General features: G+C 39.6%; 11 protein-coding genes, 1 tRNA gene and 2 pseudogenes. 5 read left to right on the top strand and 9 right to left on the bottom strand.

What is annotated here, in order from left to right:
* Nucleotides 1-40: 40 nt before the first annotated feature.
* Nucleotides 41-2,224, top strand: a complete 2,184-nt coding sequence (locus AC012T_RS06715) for a DNA phosphorothioation-associated putative methyltransferase (protein ID WP_487064206.1) — start codon at nt 41-43, stop codon at nt 2,222-2,224.
* A 470-nt stretch (nt 2,225-2,694) separates the two neighbouring features.
* Here AC012T_RS06715 and AC012T_RS06710 read toward each other — a convergent pair whose 3' ends face one another.
* The 9 genes from AC012T_RS06710 to AC012T_RS06670 form a co-directional block, all read right to left on the bottom strand.
* On the bottom strand, nt 2,695-3,270 hold the full coding sequence (locus tag AC012T_RS06710) for a hypothetical protein (protein ID WP_487064204.1): 576 nt from the start codon (nt 3,268-3,270) through the stop codon (nt 2,695-2,697).
* A gap of 303 nt (nt 3,271-3,573) precedes the next feature.
* Nucleotides 3,574-5,109 (bottom strand): restriction endonuclease subunit S, encoded by a 1,536-nt coding sequence (locus AC012T_RS06705; RefSeq protein WP_487064202.1) that lies wholly within the window; start codon nt 5,107-5,109, stop codon nt 3,574-3,576.
* Between the two features lie 407 nt (nt 5,110-5,516).
* Nucleotides 5,517-5,918 carry a type II toxin-antitoxin system tRNA(fMet)-specific endonuclease VapC gene (vapC, locus tag AC012T_RS06700; RefSeq protein ID WP_487064200.1) on the bottom strand — a complete coding sequence of 134 codons (402 nt, stop codon included), beginning with the start codon at nt 5,916-5,918 and terminating at the stop codon, nt 5,517-5,519.
* Entirely contained in the window at nt 5,915-6,187 is a 273-nt protein-coding gene (locus tag AC012T_RS06695) for a DUF2281 domain-containing protein (protein WP_487064198.1), read from the bottom strand. The genes vapC and AC012T_RS06695 overlap by 4 nt, the downstream gene beginning before the upstream one ends.
* Nucleotides 6,188-6,286: 99 nt before the next feature.
* On the bottom strand, nt 6,287-7,756 hold the full coding sequence (locus AC012T_RS06690) for a class I SAM-dependent DNA methyltransferase (RefSeq protein WP_487064196.1): 1,470 nt from the start codon (nt 7,754-7,756) through the stop codon (nt 6,287-6,289).
* A gap of 334 nt (nt 7,757-8,090) precedes the next feature.
* Nucleotides 8,091-8,471, bottom strand: a complete 381-nt coding sequence (locus AC012T_RS06685; protein WP_487064194.1) for an endonuclease domain-containing protein — start codon at nt 8,469-8,471, stop codon at nt 8,091-8,093.
* A gap of 504 nt (nt 8,472-8,975) precedes the next feature.
* Entirely contained in the window at nt 8,976-12,308 is a 3,333-nt protein-coding gene (gene hsdR, locus AC012T_RS06680) for a type I restriction-modification system endonuclease (protein ID WP_487064192.1), read from the bottom strand.
* Nucleotides 12,309-12,488: 180 nt separating this feature from the next.
* Nucleotides 12,489-12,561, bottom strand: a tRNA-Ala gene (locus AC012T_RS06675).
* Between the two features lie 42 nt (nt 12,562-12,603).
* Nucleotides 12,604-13,353 carry an HAD family hydrolase gene (locus tag AC012T_RS06670; protein ID WP_487064190.1) on the bottom strand — a complete coding sequence of 250 codons (750 nt, stop codon included), beginning with the start codon at nt 13,351-13,353 and terminating at the stop codon, nt 12,604-12,606.
* Nucleotides 13,354-13,602: 249 nt separating this feature from the next.
* Between AC012T_RS06670 and AC012T_RS06665 the strand changes: the two are divergent.
* From AC012T_RS06665 to AC012T_RS06650, 4 genes and pseudogenes are all read left to right on the top strand, one after another.
* Nucleotides 13,603-14,064, top strand: a pseudogene (locus AC012T_RS06665) (RtcB family protein); the annotation flags it as partial.
* Nucleotides 14,065-14,370: 306 nt separating this feature from the next.
* Nucleotides 14,371-15,090, top strand: a pseudogene (locus tag AC012T_RS06660) (RtcB family protein); the annotation flags it as partial.
* 476 nt (nt 15,091-15,566) lie between these two features.
* Nucleotides 15,567-16,499, top strand: a complete 933-nt coding sequence (locus tag AC012T_RS06655) for a DMT family transporter (protein WP_487064188.1) — start codon at nt 15,567-15,569, stop codon at nt 16,497-16,499.
* Between the two features lie 520 nt (nt 16,500-17,019).
* The gene (locus tag AC012T_RS06650) at nt 17,020-18,372 is read left to right on the top strand and encodes a pentapeptide repeat-containing protein (RefSeq protein WP_487064186.1); all 1,353 of its coding nucleotides are present in this window, start codon (nt 17,020-17,022) and stop codon (nt 18,370-18,372) included.
* The last annotated feature ends 210 nt before the right edge of the window (nt 18,373-18,582 follow it).

The following is an 18,582-nucleotide window of genomic DNA, read 5'->3' as shown; positions in this document are numbered from 1 at the left end:
TTAATTATTTAAAGCGACCTTTCTCTACATAATAAGTGCAATGGTTAAGCCTGAAGACAATTGGAACACGCTTGAGGAAACTTGCTTAACTCCAGAGCAAATTTCATTGAGTTCAATAGCTGCTTATTGCAACAACAGCCAATTTGGCAAACTTTTACCTGATGCTTTTTACATCCATATTTTGGCGCTGTATAGCTTGGATAGGAAGCTTCAGGAATATGAAAGCCGCGCTCGCAGTGCTGCACCTCAATTAGAGAAAGCAACACTAGTTAAATTTAGCACTAATAAACCCAAAATTTCCTACTTATTTTATCCTGATTTTGATACTGACCCCCATCCTGCTTTACAAGCCAGTATTCAAGTTGATGTCGAAACCCTCACGATTAGCTTTCGAGATTATAGAGATACAGAAAATCCTCCTATTCTTCATCGCAAAGAAACCTTCGTTACTCCTGACTATCCCCTTTATCATGAGTTTGCAGCCTTAACACGCGCTCAAGAAGCGTTAGGGTTATTAGATAACACCAGAGGTATCGGGACAAAATTGGGCTGGGAAAAGCGGTTACAAGCCTATGGTGTAGAAATTCAGGGACATAGCTTGATTCAAAAGCCAATAAGTACTGTTACAGCACCATTTATTCCCAAAATAGAACGACATAAAGCGGCTATTGTGCGCCATGATTTATCCCGTCCTGTACGTTTAGCGATTGAATCTGGCTTATTTACCCCAGAAACGACCTTTTTTGATTATGGGTGTGGACATGGTGGGGATGTAAAGCGTATTGCGGAAGAAGGTTATATTAGTTGTGGCTGGGACCCTTATTACTCACCTGATACTCCCCGCACACCTGCGGGTATTGTTAATATTGGCTTTGTCATTAATGTGATTGAAGACCAAGGTGAACGACGGGAAGCCTTGATTAAAGCCTGGGAATTAGCTCAGAATGTGCTGTTAGTGTCTGCCCAAGTTTTGATAGCTGACAGCAAAAGAGGTGTAGTGGCTTATGGTGATGGCATCATTACTAACCGCAACACATTTCAGAAATATTATGAACAAGAAGAATTAAAAGTTTACATTGACCAAGTGTTAGGAGTTGATGCAATTCCTGTGGCTTTGGGCGTTTACTTTGTGTTTCGAGATGAAGCTGAAGCGGAGTTATTTCGGGCTTCTCATTTTCGTTCTCGCGCTACTACTCCTAGAGTTAGGGCTTGTGTCAAGCGGTTTGAAGAGTATCAGGAACTTTTAGCACCGTTGATGGCTTTTATTACCGAACGGGGAAGACTGCCTAGCAAGGGTGAATTGGCGCAAGAAGGGGAAATTTGTACGGAGTTTGGGAGTTTACGTCGAGCATTTCATGTAATTATACAGGCTACTGACTCTGATGAGTGGGATGCGATCGCAGATAAACGTCGTCAAGATTTGATGGTTTATTTAGCCTTGTGTAAATTTGGCCGTCGTCCCAAATTAGGACAATTAACACCAGCGGTACAAGAAGATATTCTTGGTTTATATAGCAGTTATAAACAAGCTTGCTTAGATGCAGACCAAATGCTCCGCAGCTTGGGAAATACAGAACTAATTATCAAACGTTGTCAAGATAGCAAGATTGGTAAAAAATTACCTAATTCTCTTTGGGTTCATATTTCTGCATTACAAGCCCTTGATCCTTTATTACGACTTTATGAAGGTTGTGCTAGTCGCACTATTGGGAGATTAGAAGCAGCAAATGTGATTAAATTTCATCTCAAAACACCTAAAATTTCCTATTTGTTTTATCCTGATTTTGATACTAATCCCCATCCGGCATTATACAGAGGCATGGAAATTGATTTGCGGGATTTACAAGTTACTTATCGAGAATATGATCTTGATGATGATCCGCCAATATTACATCAAATAGATTTTTTAGTAACTCCTGATTATCCCCAGTATGAAAAGTTTGCTAATTTAACTCGTCAAGAAGAAGATTGGGGACTGTTGGAAAATTGGCGCAGTATTAGTCATATTTCTGGATGGAATAAATGTTTAGAAGACCACTGTGCAGTACTTAAAGGCTATAAGTTATATTGGCGTAAAGATGCAGATGCGTATAAAGTAAAAGTGTTACAGTCTGCTATGAGAAGTCGTAAAAACAAAAGATGTAATTCGGGAAGAATTCAGGAGTCAGGAGTCAGGAGTCAGGAGTCAGGAGGAAGAATTAGAAGAAGAGAAGAATCGTCTTGAATTTGGTCAAGTGATAGGTCAATGAACAGTTTCAACGCTTATTCCTTGCACCTGATTCACCTTTTTAACCTTCAAACTTTTGATATATAGCAATTCCCAAGCTCATAAAATACACCCCACCCGCGCTGTCGCGCACCCTCCCCTTGGTAAGTGGAGGGTTGGGGAGGGGTAATTTTGTATCTAAGAGGGTGTTTGAAAAGTCTCCTTCCATGTCATGCTGAGGAACGTAGCATCTCAGTATGTGGGCTAAACTCCAGATTCTTCGTTGCGTAAGACTCCACATGGCTAACGCCACGCTATGCCTACGGCACACTACGTGAACGCGAACAGAATGACAAATTATACGTCCCTAAACTTTTCAAACATGCTCTAACTAGAGTGGGAAAGGCTATATCTAAGTTTTAGCTTTATTAAGCAAGCCTTATTTGCTCAAAATCATCAAAGTTGACTCAAAAAGCCTTGCTAAATGCCTAAAAGTTGGCTAATTTAACCCAATGTTCAATCCCTTTTTTTGTGGGTTGACCAAGATTACCAAATGTCCAAATATCTCTTTTGTGCTGAAGTCCATAACTAATATGAATTGGTCTTTCGCTACTGTAAAAGTAGAGAGAATCAAAAGGTAATTTGGTTTGTAAAATCCATTCAACAAGGGATTCACTAGGTAAATCTGCAATGATAAAATCACAAGCAGCGCCCAATCTTTCACAATAGTATTTAGAATTTTTATTAATTTCGTGACTCATGTGTTGATCTAAATTTGGTGCAACACGACCATTTTTTTGACCTGTTATTGGATCTTTTTTCTCAAGATATTTTTTTAAATCTGGTGAACAAAAGCCATAGGTGAGATGAAAGTTGGCTATTCCGTAATTGTCGATAATTGGGTCGATGATATATTTATTTAAATCTTGTAATGCGGGAATTACTTCTTTGATATTTTGGGGAAATGGGTTGATATGTTGGGCATATTTATGATATGTCTGAGTGCAGGTACAAAATTCTGATAGTGTAACATATTTGCCTAGTTTTAATTCTTTAATATTCATATACAGCAGAAGTCAGGAGTAAAACTGGCTTTGTATATAGGTTTAAATTTAGAGTTTGTTTGAAAAGTCATGATTGATATATCAAATATTTTTACCCCTCCCTAACCCTCCCCTTGTGAAGGGGAGGGAACTGGATTTTCTGGTTTCCCTCCTTGATAAGGGGGGACTAAGGGGGGTAAAAATGTGATGAAAATTACCCGATACCACTTTTCAAACATCCTCTTAGATGTTGTACCTCCTAACTACGCAAACTGCTGTATTAGGGGTGGTTTAAACTTGGTTAGAGGAGTTGAGATCATCATATTACTCTAGTCCTGGTATAGATACCTGTCCTTTTGGTGTTTGGCTTTTTCTTTTGCTTGTGCTTTTTGGTTTGTTGTTGTTTAATTTTTCTCGTTCTGCGCTAATTCGTTCTAGTAATACTGATGCTGGTTCATCTTCAGGATCTTGGGGAACGAGTTCACCCCGAAAGGCTTTGGATAATATTGATTGATTCAGTTTTTCTAGTTTTTCTGTTGTTTGTTGGTGTTGTTTTTCGATGTTATCAATTATTTTGAAGTATTTTTGAATTAGAGAAACAATTTGTTTTTGTTCTTCTAAAGGTGCAATAGGAATATGTAATTGAGCCATTGATTTTGTATTAAAGTGTATTAAAGCAACGCCTACTTGTTTTTCATTTACATGGGAACGCGCCACAGAATTCATATAATAACAACCATAATAAGAATCAATTGCTTTTGGTTGTTTTACAATCACCAAATCTGAGCAATTAGCTTCCTTTAAATCATTAGGTATTACACAAGAAACTCCTACACTGCCAGAACGCACAACCACTAAATCACCTGGTTGCAAACTTGATTTACTTAATTTATTATGAAATTCTTTTGAAATAAACTGTAGTCCTATTGGATCAAATCTATTTTCACGAACATTTTGAGAACGTAAAAAAGGTATCCCTTCAGTAATATACTCATCTTTCATAGAACCAACATGACCAACTGTTACACGCTCACTTACTTGCTCAAATGTTGCCCAATACCAATTTTTAGGTAATGGTTCTAATTCACTTTCAATTAATATATTTAGCTCCTTATACTTTAGTTTATTTTTTATTCTGTCTCGTTTTTCCTGTAAATTCCTTTCCAATAAAACCGAAGCAGGTTCAACATCAGGATTTTTTTCCCGCCAATCGGCTGTTAAATCGCCTCTAAAGGCTGCTGCGAGGACAGATTGACGAAAGCGATCGCACAACTGCGGTATGGCTTCTAGGGCTTTCTGGGCTTTTTGAGAGCGATCGTTCAACTCCTCAATTTTAGCAACTATCCGCTTTTGTTCGTTGAGGGGTGGTAGGGGGATAGTAAGTGTTTTCAGAATTGATAAATTTAGAATATCCATTGTCCCACCATGAGACAATTTTGAAAAATAATTACGTACTGTAGGTGATTCTAAATATTTTTTTATATATTCCTTATTTATCAATAATTTCTCTAAGCTAAGTTTAACCAATCGAGGATTAATAATTCCTGGTTTAATACCTTCTGGTAAAATCAGAACTTTTCCAATTGTTCCAACTAAACTAATTAATATATCACCAGATTTAACAGTACAAGATTTTAAAGCTTCGTATCGTGTCTCATCAATATAATAATCTCCAAAAAATGGATTTTCATTAATTACCTGCTCTTGTCCATAAATTTTATAGCCAGAATCCACATAAAATGATTTTTTAAGTGCAGAACCAAATGGTCCAGCTTTGAGAGCATTTGGAATCCTTTCTGCTAATTCTTCAAAATTCGTCCATTCCCAACCTTCCGGCAATTCTATTAACTCATCACTCATAATAATTTATCTCTTACCCTTTGCGACTTTGCGCCTTTGCGTGAGAGGTTGTTTGAAAAGTCATGATCGATGTATCAAATATTTTTACCCCACCCTAACCCTCCCCTTATAAAGGGGAGGGAACTGGATTTTCTGGTTTCCCCCTTGTGAAGGAGAGGGAACTGGATTTTCTGGTTTCCCCCCTTTATAAGGGGGGATTAAGGGGGGTAAAAATTACCGAATACCACTTTTCAAACATTCTCTGAAGCATATTTATATCATTAAACCATTAAAATTAAAATTCTAAAAATCCGAGAAATAAAAATTATCTGTGTTCATCTGCTTTCATCCGCGTTCAATAATTTAATTAATATAACCCATCAGCATAGAAATTAATAAATTAATCCAGTAAATCCTGATTCAGACAATTAAACTTCCCAATCTTCAAAATTTAAACCATTTACCCGGCTAAACTCCTTAACATTATGCGTTACCAATATCAAATTATTCGCCATAGCAATAGCCGCAATTTGTAAATCATAGGGACCGATAGGAGTACCAACAGCAGCTAATTCTGCTCTAATTATGCCAAAAATACTAGCAGCAGCATCATCAAAAGGTAAAGACACAAAAAGCTTGAGAAACTTTTCCTGTCCCGCTAATGTTTTAGATGGATTATGACTACGCATTGCACCATAAAATAGTTCTGCTTTCACAATTGAACAAACAGCAACATCATTCGGTGGTATTGTTATTAATCTTTGCCTGACATTAGAAAAAGGACGATTTAGATAAACAATACAGGCATTAGTATCTAATAAATAAATCACTCTAACTGCTTTCGTTCTTCATATTCACCTTGAGGATATCTTTGAATAGGATCATCAGCTAAACAACCAGCAGTTTCTTCAAAAAAACCAGCAGGCCAGCCTAATTCCTCTGGTGATTTTTGCTGAGATTGGCCTTTTGTATCTATATCCTGCTTTTGTGTCTTAAAGTGTAAAAACTCAATAAAATTTAGAACCTCTTCTTGTTGTTGAGGCGTTAGATTTTGTACTATTTCTAAAATAGATTTTTGCCTTTCCACTGCTTGAGTCATAATTAAAAAACCTCGTTATTTGCTAAGAATAAACCTTATAAATTGCATTTTTGTTGCATTCTACCGGGTAACTGTGGAAATGCCTCCTCCCTTCTGTCTCTATTCTAAACCTGCCAACCCCACCGAAGAACTAACAGCCTCTGCCGCTTCTTCCCCTTCCAGCAATATCATCAAAGCTGCCATTTCCTTAGTCGCAATTCGCAACTTTTCCATAATCTCTGCTGCAATTACCTCCGGTTCAGGTAAATTATCCCCAGATTGCAAACTTTCATCCCGTAACCAAGAAATATCTAAATTTTCATTACGTTTTTCAATATACTCTCGTGTAAAACAGCGAAAACGCCCATTTTCACCCAAATCTACACGAAGACTATCACCATTAGCATCATCACCATAACACTGCTCAAACTCAACAAAATGATCACGAGTTAGAGGATAACGCTTACCAAAACTAGGCATATTGGTACGCATATCATAAAACCAAACATTTTTAGTATTACCTTTCTCCGTTGTCCCCCGTTGGAAAAATAACACATTTGTTTTCACACCTTGAGCGTAAAAAATTCCAGTTGGTAGCCTTAAAATCGTGTGTAAATTACACTTATTCATCAAATCAGCGCGGATAGATTTACCCTGTCCATCCTCAAACAGCACATTATCCGGCAAAACCACCGCAGCGCGTCCCCCTGGTTTAAGTGACCTGTAAATGTGCTGCAAAAACCCCAATTGCTTGTTAGAGGTGGGAAAAGTAAAATCATCTCTCGAAGGCAGTCCACCGCCTTTTTTAGTGCCAAAGGGGGGATTTGTGAGAATGACATCAGCCTTAGCTAAACGCTGTCCTGTTGGACTTAGGGTATCACCCAAATCAACAGCCCCTTCAATACCGTGTAACATCATATTCATCAACAGCAAGCGGTGAGCATCCTGCACCAACTCCATGCCATAAAACGCCTGATGCTGCTGAAAAGATTGTAAGGCTTCTGACCATTCAAAAGAGTCATGATTTTGGCGAATATAGCGATCGCTGGCAATTAAAAACCCACCCGTACCCGCAGCCGGATCTTGGATTAATTCTCCTGGTTGGGGTTTAATCAAAGCCACCATGCAATCAATCAATGGTCTAGGGGTGAAATACTGTCCAGCACCAGATTTCTTTTCATCGGCGTTTTTCTGAAGTAACCCTTCATACAAATCCCCAAACTCGTCTCGATGCTCAGAAAACCAGTCTAATTCATCAATACTTGTCACCAGCTTTTTGAGAATGCGGGGTATTTTCAACGAAGTTTGAGCATTAACAAAAATCGCCTGTACCCGTTGAGAGGAACTTTCAGAACCCAACATCAGTAAGAGGGATCTATAAAAAGTCAGTTGTTCCGTTTCACCTTTACTAACCAAATCACCCCAGCGATAACCCTCTGATAATTGCTTTTCAGCCCCCGTCTCCTGCGCCATCTTCAGGAATAGCAGATAGGTTAATTCTGTAACGTATTGTAGGTACGTAACGCCATCATCCCGTAAAACGTCGCATAGTTTCCAAAGCTTTTGAACAATATCAGAAGTAGCAGCCATAAATAGAAATTCATCGTGAGTATATAAGTAATACCCCCCTTAGTCCCCCCTTGGAAAGGGGGGAAATAGAGAATCTTATCCCCTCCCCTTTATAAGGGGAGGGTTAGGGAGGGGTAACTTCTCCTCCTTAGAAAGGGGGAAAATAGAGAATCTTATCCCCTCCCCTTTATAAGGGGAGGGTTAGGGAGGGGTAACTTCTCCTCCTTAGAAAGGGAGAAAATAGAGAATCTTGTCCCCTCCTCTTTATAAGGGGAGGGTTAGGGAGGGGTAACTTCTCCTCCTTAGAAAGGGGGAAAATAGAGAATCTTGTCCCCTCCTCTTTATAAGGGGAGGGTTAGGGAGGGGTAACTTCCCTCAACATACAAACAACTTCCCTGATCTTATCAACCACACCATCAATATTTTGATAAACTTCCTGATTGGTAAATCGTAAAATCTTCGTACCTTTAGATTCCAAAAATACTTGACGTTCCCGGTCATATTCTGGAATACCTTCTTGATAGTGACTATCACCATCAATTTCTATGGCAAGTCTCAATTCACAAGAATAAAAATCAACTACAAATCTGTCAATACTGTATTGTCTGCGAAATTTACAGCTTTCAATTTGTTGATTTCTCAGCTTTGCCCAAGCTATTTTTTCGGCTGGGGGTATATTTTTTCTAAGATTTTGCCTTTTTTGTTTTTCTGAGGTTTGGTTGTACAGCTTTGTCATAAGCACTTTCCTATTTATTGACTATGCTTATTGTTCCCAAATTATCTCGTTTCTTTAATAGGTTTTTACCCCTCCCTAACCCTCCCCTTATAAAGGGGAGGGGACAAGATCCTCTATTTCGTCCTTATCTAAAGGGGAGGGGACAAGATCCTCTATTTCGTCCTTATCTAAAGGGAGAGGACAAGATTCTCTATTTCGTCCTTATCTAAGGGGAGGGGACAAGATTGTCTATTTCGTCCTTATCTAAGGGGAGGGGACAAGATTCTCTATTTTGTCCTTATCTAAGGGGAGGGGACAAGATTCTCTATTTCGTCCTTATCTAAGGGGAGGGGACAAGATTCTCTATTTCATCCTTATCTAAAGGGAGGGGACAAGATTCTCTATTTCATCCCTATCTAAGGGGAGGGGACAAGATTCTCTATTTCGTCCTTATCTAAGGGGAGGGAACTATGATTGTCTATTTCCCCCCTTTCCAAGGGGGGACTAAGGGGGGTAAAAACGATATCAACCCACATCCCAAATACTCTCATGAATCTTGATCACAATATTTTTTAAATCGCCACCAAAAACCTTATTGAGCCTTTCAAAGCCTCCACCTTGGGTTTTAAATTCCCCTTTGTCCAAAGCTTCCTGATCAACGATTGTTTCCGCTTTTAGCTGTTTGCCAATCCTTTCTAACCATTTGCGTTGCGGAGGTGTCCAAGGTTGACTGACCAGGATTTTCTTCATCGCCCGATCTACCCGTTCTGTATAGGGAATCAAAGCATCACCCAAAGTAGCTTGACGGATAAAGCCAATAATAGAAGCTGCTATTTCTTCATTGGTTGTTTCTCGCCATGCAATTTTTAAATTAGTTTCTGTATATCCGGCTGTATCTAATTGCATTTTTAATTCCTTGAGTTGTTTTCTGGTTAATTCCCTGGGACGCTGGGTAACAACTATTAAAGCCGGAATTTTATTCATATTTTCTAATATGAAAGCTCTAAAACTATCTAAATAATCTTCTGGACGTTCAGCATTGCCATAACCTCGTTCAATTCCGACTAATTCATCAGCATGACGGGAAACTAACATGGGCTTAGTTCCACCATCTCGACGATCAAGAATTTGTGCGATCGCTTTCCGTTCTCGAAACCATTCCTTTACCTGCTGGGGTGTACTTTGTTTGAGATGGGAACCCAGATTTGGTAATGGCATTTGAGCGATCGCTTCTAACTGTTCCTGACTATTAGCACTCAAATACCTGCGTTTGCGTTGAATTTTCGCCAGGAGTTGGTTAATGACTGTTTCTAAGGCATCAGGATTGTTGACTGTTTCCAACTCTTCCACCAATTGAGTAAAGGAAATATTGGGGTTAACCACCACAGGCTTCATACTCGAAACAGGTGCGATCGCTTCATATAATCGCACGGCATCGAAAATTTTAAACACCTCTTTACCAATATCATGACAGAGGCGTGTAGCCCTTCCCAACATTTGCTCATAGAGAATCCGAGAATTGACCCGACGAATAAACACTAAATTACAAATTGCCGGAACATCAATTCCTGTGGTGAGTAAGTCTACAGTAACAGCCACTTTGGGGTTAACTTCATTGCGAAATTTTCTAATCAACTCTAATGGCTTATCGGCATTGCCTGTAATTTTGACAATTGCATCATCTTCAACACTGCCATAGGTATCCTGAAACGCCTGTTTAAGCTGGTTAACAACAATATCTGCATGACCATCAGTAGCACAAAAAATCAGGGTTTTCTCTGGCAGTGATGGATCAATATGCTGTGCTAAAGCTTCACAAACAACTCGATTAAAATCTTCTGTAATTACTTTGCGGTTAAACTGTTCTACCTCAATCCGCACTTCATCAGGGGCATGAACTAAGTCAAGTTGCCCAGTTTGGGGATTAAAAAATTCCATCTGTTCCCCAGGATTCCAAACCATCCCCTCTTCAGATAGCCTTGTCCTAATTTGGAATGGTGGTTCATGATCAATTAACCAACCATCTATCACCGCTTCTTGATAGGCGTAAGTATAAACAGGTTCACCAAAAATTTGGGTTGTGTGCAGTGCTGGAGTGGCAGTTAAACCAATCTTTACAGCGTCGAAATGCTCCAATACTCGACGGTATTTTGATACATAATCGTTAAAATCCCGAAATTCTAATTCGCGATCGCTCAAATCTCGATCTAGTAAATAGCCCCGGTGACACTCATCCACGACAATGCAATCATACTGATCTGCCGTGATCACAGATGTATTGTCAGATGGGTAAAGAACTCGTTTTACCATGCCCTGGACTGTGGAAATATGAACTTTGGTATCCCTGTCAGTTTCCGTGTCTTTTAAGCCCTTAATCTCGAAGATATCCGCGAAACTTTGCAGGTTTTCCATTCGGGAATCTTTAAAAGCGTTTTCAGTTTGTTCACCCAAAGCTGTGCGATCTACCAAAAATAAGATCCGCCGAAATCGCTTGGTTTTCAGTAAACGATACACCAAAGCAATACAAGTTTTAGTTTTTCCTGTGCCTGTTGCCATTGCTAACAGTAATACCCGTTTTTCCCTAGCTAGGGCAGACTCTACAGCTTGAATGGCCCGAATTTGATAATCACGTAATTGCAATCCATAGTTAAAGCCTTCTTGAGTTAAACGAGTATGTGCTTGGTCAATATCTTGAGACAGGGTATCTAGTAAGCCTTGAGGACTGTACCATGTGGAAAGACACACCCGCAGATTAGTGGGACGACGCAAATCACAGAACCAAATGCCACTCTTGGTTTGAAGTTGCTGTAGATATGGTCTGCCATTAGTAGCAAAAACAAAGGGGACTTGATATTTATTCCCAGAACCACTAGAAAAAATTTCGCCTTCAATTTGGAAACCTTCGCTGTAGCGTTTTGCTTGGTTTAATGCCCCTTCCGAGACATCTTTACTCTGACGCTTTGCTTCCACTACTCCCACAATCTGCAAGCCACAGAATAGGGCATAGTCAGCGCGTCCATTTGCTGTAGGATATTCTGCGATCGCTAAATTTCTTCCCTTCTGCGGACGGACTCCATTTTGATAAGTCAATGCTTCTGAATCTGCATCCCATCCAGCAGCTTGCAATTGAGCGTCAATGAGTTTCCGTGTCTCTTTCTCATCCAGAAATACACCACTCTCAGCAATCTGCGCTTGGGAAATAGTTTGATCAATTGTTTGTTTTGATTTCTCCTGGGCTTGAACTTGAATTTCATTCAGGTGATTTAACACTTCCTGAACTTTGGACTCTGCTTCCCGTGCTAAATCCTCTGCAACTATCCGACGCTGGGCTTCTATTTCTGCCAGTGTTTGGGCTAATTCAACTGCCGAAAGTTTTTCTTTGACCTCATCTCGCAAGCGTGCTAATTCGGCTTTGAGAGATTCTGTTTCTATTTTGGGATCAGGTGGGGGAATAAATGGATCTGGGGCAAAATTAGGATTTTTGGTAAATACTCGATGAAACCAAATCCCTAACACACGAGCATATTTCAGACCACTTAAAGCTGTGCGGTGATTACCTGAAAGTTCATGTGTTGCTGTGTTGCCAATTTTACGTAGTTCATGAAATAGTCTATCAACTTCTCCTTTGAGTAATCCGCGATCGCGCAAACGATTGAGTAAATCAATCTGTTTTTCATTTTCTACCTCATACAGTCCAATATTAGCTGCTGCTAACTGAGCCAGCAATTCACCAAATTGCCGCAATTTAATCAAACAGGTATTGGGGTCATCTGCAAAATATCGCTCGGCTAGAGTACCTAATCGCACCAGTTGTGGATCATGAACCGCAAGGAATGAGAAGTTTAATGACTCTGGCATACTGGCTTTTGAGAGAATCTGTCCAGTTGGTTTCAAGTTGTCTCAAATAACCTAATCAAGACTTCTCTTGTTGTAGGTTGCCCAAATTAACTTAGTCATAGTCTAGCAGTAATTCAAGTCTCATAATATACATCTAACTAAAAATTTGGAAAATATGATTAATTTGTAAATTTTATAGAATGGAGAATAGGGAGCTCGAATCCCTGACCTCTGCGGTGCGATCGCAGCACTCTACCAACTGAGCTAATTCCCCTTGCTAGTCTCAAGTTACTCACTCTAACAGGCGTACTCTATCTTAACACTCAGGCAATGTAGTTTTCACTTCTTTTTGCAAAAAAACTTCCCGTACCCGTTCTAATTCCAAATCAGTCAGATAATCTACAGTCCAGTTAGCTTGACGCTGAAGCATATGGAAGGGATAGGTATTAGCAACTCCCACAACTTGCATCTGAGCGCGTTTGGCAGCTTGAATACCCGCAGGAGTGTCTTCAATTGCTAAACATTCTTGGGGTTGTAAATTCAAATTTGGATCAGCTTGGTTAAGTTTTTCTACCGCTAATAAATAACCTTCTGGTTGGGGTTTACTGGTAGCGATGTCATCCCCGGTGACAATAATTTGAAAATATTCAGTCAGTTTGGCACGCTCTAGCACCAATTGTATTTCTTGCAGAAGAGAGTCACTCACTAACCCTAGTTTAATATTGTGCGATCGCACTTGAAAAATTAAATCATCTACTCCAGCATACAAAGGCAATTTTTCTAGCTTCTCCAATTCCAACACATAAGCTTGCGCTTTGCGGTTGAGCAAATCACTTAAATACTCTTCGGTAGCTACCCTACCACGATTTTTCAGCAGGTCTTGAAAATAAGCACGATAGCTTTGCTTACCACAAGCATCACTTCGCCCAAGAGAAGCTTGACGTTCATTTACCCGCTGAGGTTGAAGATTCTCTTGAATCAAAATTTCATCAATCAGTTGTAGGTGAATTGGTTCATCCTTAATGATCACACCATTAAAATCAAACAAAACTGCCTTTAAACTCATGCCACTATGCCAAACCTGGGGAAGCAATATCCTGCAAATTATTATTATCTATCTTGGTGTTCATTAATGTCAGCAATAGGTTGACAAACACATTACCTATATATTACATTTGTAATACAAGGCTGTGAAGAACATTAAATATCATGTCTAAATCTATACTAGTAATATAGACTGTTATGTTTACAATTCCTCAAATAGTCTATCTATGAACTTTTCCTAATCCAAAATCTCAAATTACCAACTCAAATCATGCCCTACGAACAATTAGGAATTAACACTCCATCACCAGTTTTATCTTGGGCAAATCATCCATTAGGCTCAGATGAAATCAAGATGGCAAAGAATGTAGCATCATTGCCATTTGTGTTTAAACACGTTGCTTTAATGCCAGATGTTCACTTAGGAAAAGGAGCCTTAGTTGGTTCAGTTATTGCCACCAAAGAAACCATTATCCCTGCGGCTGTCGGTGTGGATTTGGGTTGTGGTATGAGCGCCATCAAAACACAATTTACAGGTGAACAACTCGAAGGCAAACTAAAGAAAATTCGCCTAGATATTGAAGCCGCAATTCCTACAGGATTTAATGAAAACAAAGATGTAGAAAAATCAGCCTCCAACTGGCAACGCTGGCGCGATTTCAAAGACTTACATCGTGGGGTGCAAGACTTAGAAAGCAAAGCAATGAAACAAATGGGTTCTCTTGGTGGGGGTGAAAGATTGCCCCATCTTACAGTAATGTAAGATTAAAAACTCGTCCAAATCGGTGAAAGCTGGGATGCTAACACCGAGGGAAGCGGTAAAACGCCCCGTAGAGAGTAGAGGGACTTGGGCATCCTGATATATTAGCTAATTTATTAGGATGAAGGTGTACTCCGAACTATACCGAACAAGAAGGTATAGAATCAAGCAGAAATGGCTTGATCGATTGCTAATTTCATTTATGATATTGTGGGATTATGGAAACCACTAATATCACACTCAATTTAATCAGCTTAACTAGCAATCAGTAACAAATTGAACCATTTTATCGAGGTTTGTCTCGATACCGAGAACCAAGTTTGGCTGATGTTGCATTCCGGTTCTCGCAACATTGGCAATAAACTCGCACAATGCCATATTAATACAGCCAAAGAATTAGCAAAAATGGCAGGTGAGAAATTACCTGATCCCGATTTAGCTTACTTTGTGGCTGGTACAGCAGAATTTCAGGCATACTGGAAAGACTTACAATGGGCGCAAAATTACGCACTTTTCAACCGTGATGTGATGATGGCACGATTTAAACGCATCGTCGAAAAACATTTAGTAGGTGGAAAAGTAACTAAACCTTTATTACAGGTAAATTGTCATCATAATTACGCCGAAAAAGAAGTACATTTTGGCGAAGATGTGTATGTAACTCGTAAAGGTGCAGTTCGCGCTCAAACAGAAGATTATGGGATTATTCCTGGTTCAATGGGAGCAAAATCTTTCATTGTTAAAGGTAAAGGTAATGCTCATAGTTTTTGTTCCTGTAGTCATGGTGCAGGGCGTTTAATGTCCAGAAGCAAGGCAAAAAATGTCTATACACTTGATGATTTAATTGAGCAAACTCAGGGTGTAGAATGCCGCAAGGATACAGGGGTTTTAGATGAAATTCCTGGTGCTTATAAACCTATTGAGCAGGTGATGGAAAATCAAGCTGATTTGGTAGAAATAGTGGCAACACTCAAACAGGTTATGTGTGTTAAAGGCTAAAGCAGGGTGGGTAATGCCCACCTTTTTTTACGCCTATAATGGTAAGTATTCAGGATAGAGAATACTCCTACTCAGGAGAATAAAGACTTTTTGAGTCAGATTTAATGATTTTGAGAAAATCTTGCTTCTCTCTATGTAATGCACCGTAAATTTGATTAATGGTGCGTCACGGCTTTGCCTAACACACCCTACAAATATTTAGATTGTTTCAAAACTCAAATACTATTGCTATATCTTAAGATAGGTTGCCTAAATTTTCATATATAGCGGTTATCGGTCGGATGAAATATAATCGAGGCACACTACATGAACGTTTCTCAACCCAACTTACCTAATTTTATTTTTTGAGGTTAAATGACAAGTATTGAGTTAGTAATTACTATATATGATAAAACTTAAGTTTCACAAATAAAAATGTTGATAAAAATATTACCTGCTCTATTCACTGTGATTGAGAAGAGGGTTGGCAAATCCTTATGATCTTGTTTTTTAGTAATATATTCAGCCAGTGGGTAACGGCTGGTGTAAGGCTGAAAATTTTCACCCAAAAACTTACACAAAACCACCTACGGATTCAGGGAATCATACTGTTTGTTATCATCAACATCATTTGGGGTACAACCTTTCCACTGATTGAAAAAACCGTTGGTAGCCTTTCACCAAGTGTATTAATGGCAACGCGGTTTGGTGTAGCTGCGTTATTATTTAGTGGCAACTTGCGTGGTCTAAACAAGCTGATATTACGCGATGGTTTACTACTGGGACTGGTATTTTTTGCCTATCTAGCTGTTGAAACAATTGCTCTTGAGAGCATTCATGCAAACCGAGCTGCATTTATCGTTAGCCTGAGTGCAATTTTAGTACCTTTACTGGGGTCGTTTTTTGGTCGGCGCTTACCTGGGAAAACTTTCTTTTCTGCCGGACTTGCTGTTATTGGTATCGGCGTAATGTTTTGGGGAGGGGGAGTATTAGGAGTTGGTGATTTGTTAATGCTAGGTGATGCTGTTCTTTATGCGGTTTATACTCTAATTTTAGAACAAATAGCGCCACGCCATTCATCTTTATCACTTACTAGCATCCAATTATTTGTAATTGCTGTACTGGGCGCACTTTGGAGTAATACAAATTTAATTGATGAGATGAATATCATTAATGAAAACTGGGGGGTGATTTTCTACTTGGGGCTGGTTGCAACTGCTATAGTTATCTGGCTTCAGACAGTAGCGCAACAATGGATTCGGTCTGAAGAAGCGGCTTTACTCTACACACTTGAGCCAATATTTTCAGCGCTATTCTCATTTTGGATACTTGGCGAACAGCTTGGTCTAAGTGGTTTTATTGGTGCAATTTTTGTTTTATCGGCAATAGTTTTTAGCCAAAAGCCTCAAGATTTACAGCTAGATGCATAGGTTACTGTCAGGGAACTAATATCTATTGTGCTGGTTATTTCCTTGGCTATTTGTAAAAAATCAAACAATGGGCAATCTTAAATTATCTGATGGGATTTAGCGGTTGTTGGGACTGGTACAAGATGTAAGTAAACGTGAGTTCGGAGTTCGGAGTTTCTCCTATGCCTACGGCACGGCTTCGCCGAATGGAGACGCTACGCGAACGGAGTTATGATTTTTAAAGGCGAGAGAATAAGGGTTTGAGACTCCTACTGGGGGCAAGTTTTCCACAAATTATCTTATGTCGAACTCAGGTAGTGTAAGATTTATCTTCTTTCTTCTCTTCTCTTTCTTCTCTATCCCTACGGGACGCTACGCGAACGCGTCCTTTCCTTCGGAACGCTGCGCGGTAAGCGACGCTATGCCGAAGGCTTTACGCGTCTTCGCGGTTCATTTCAGTATTTTCCTGACTCCTAACTCCTGAATCCTCAAAGTACATTTGTTAATCTTGGTTAGAAAAAACTATGGGAAAATAGAAAGTATGACGATTGAATCTAATTCCTCTCATCCACCTCAACCAGAACCCAAATCGGACAACGACTTGCAACCAGATGACTTTGATGGTGGTGCAGGTGAAAATGGACTAACAGCAGAAAGGTTGGCTGCAAAACAAGTTTTGTCCGCAATTTCGTCTTTACAATCTTCTCAAAATAAAAATGCCCTTAAACGTGCTACATCAGGTTTTAAAGAAACTTCTATTCATAACATTATAGTTAAGCCGAGAGCATTAATCTTTACTTTATTAGCGATCGCTCTCACTTTTATTGGTATTGCCATTAATAACTCGTTCCTGGGCATCTTGGGAACCATCTCCACCTTGGTTTTATCTATAGCCATGCTTTTACCTTGGCTGCAAGATGTCATCCAGGAATGGTTTTCTCCCCAAGAAAAAACGATTTTTATAGCCTTTATGGGCTTGTTAGCGGGCATTTTTGGCTTATTACGATTTACCGGTGTGGGCGATCGCTTGCTAATGTTAGGAAGCAAGATTAACTGGGATATTGCCGGCACTCTAGCCGACTGGTTTGGCGCTTTAGGGCAAATTTTGATAGCTATCATCGCCGTTTATGTAGCTTGGCGACAATATGTAATTTCTAAAGACTTAACAATTCAACAAAACTTGTTAACAGCACAGCAAAATATCATCACCCAACAGCAAACAATTGATTCTTACTTCCAAGGTGTTTCCGACTTGGTGCTAGACGAAGAAGGATTATTAGAAGATTGGCCACAAGAAAGAGCGATCGCAGAAGGACGCACTGCCGCTATTTTTAGTAGTGTAGATGGTAGTGGTAAAGCCAAAATTCTCCGGTTTCTCTCCCGTTCAAAATTGCTCACACCACTAAAACGCGATCGCCGTTTAGGTAGAGCCATACTCGACGGTATCGGTGGCTACGCCGAAGACCGATTAGAAGGTGTCCGCGTCATCGACTTAGGCGTAATGTTAGCAGGTGCAGACCTTGCTGATAATGATTTACGCTGGACTGATTTAAGTGAAGCTAATCTAGTTCGTGCTAATCTCAGTGGTTGCGATTTAGTCAAAGCCAACCTATCCCGCACCATTTTATATGATGCCAACCTCAGCAATGCTGATTTAAACGGAGTGCGTTTATTTTACGGTTCAGTGGAAAAAGCCTCACCCCGCAGTCGTACCCACCCACCTGAGTACGAAACAGGTGAACACACCGGCGCAGTCGTAGAAAATGCCGATTTCACCAACGTACAAAGAATGTCTGAATCAACCCGTTACTACTGCTGCGCTTGGTGTGGTGAAAAATCCAGAGAGACTATTCCCGGTGGTTGTGAAGGAATTCCTAATAAATTAGAGAGATAATTAATGGTTACTTTTGTGTAAATTTATGGAACTATATCTAAAAACTTCAGTCTACATAATCACTAAACCCAGTTCATGTTGAAACCCAGAGTTTTTCAGGAAAGTATATTATTCAGTTGTAGTTTAAGTTCTCAGGTTTACCCTAATTCCCAAAAACGATGGATTTCAAAGTAGACGCGGTTTATAGCAATTCCCAAGCTCGTGCAATAC

Source organism: Anabaena sp. EIM26, from assembly GCF_057568715.1.
Note: the sequence above shows the minus strand (reverse complement) of the source record. Positions and strands in the feature narration are given on the sequence as shown.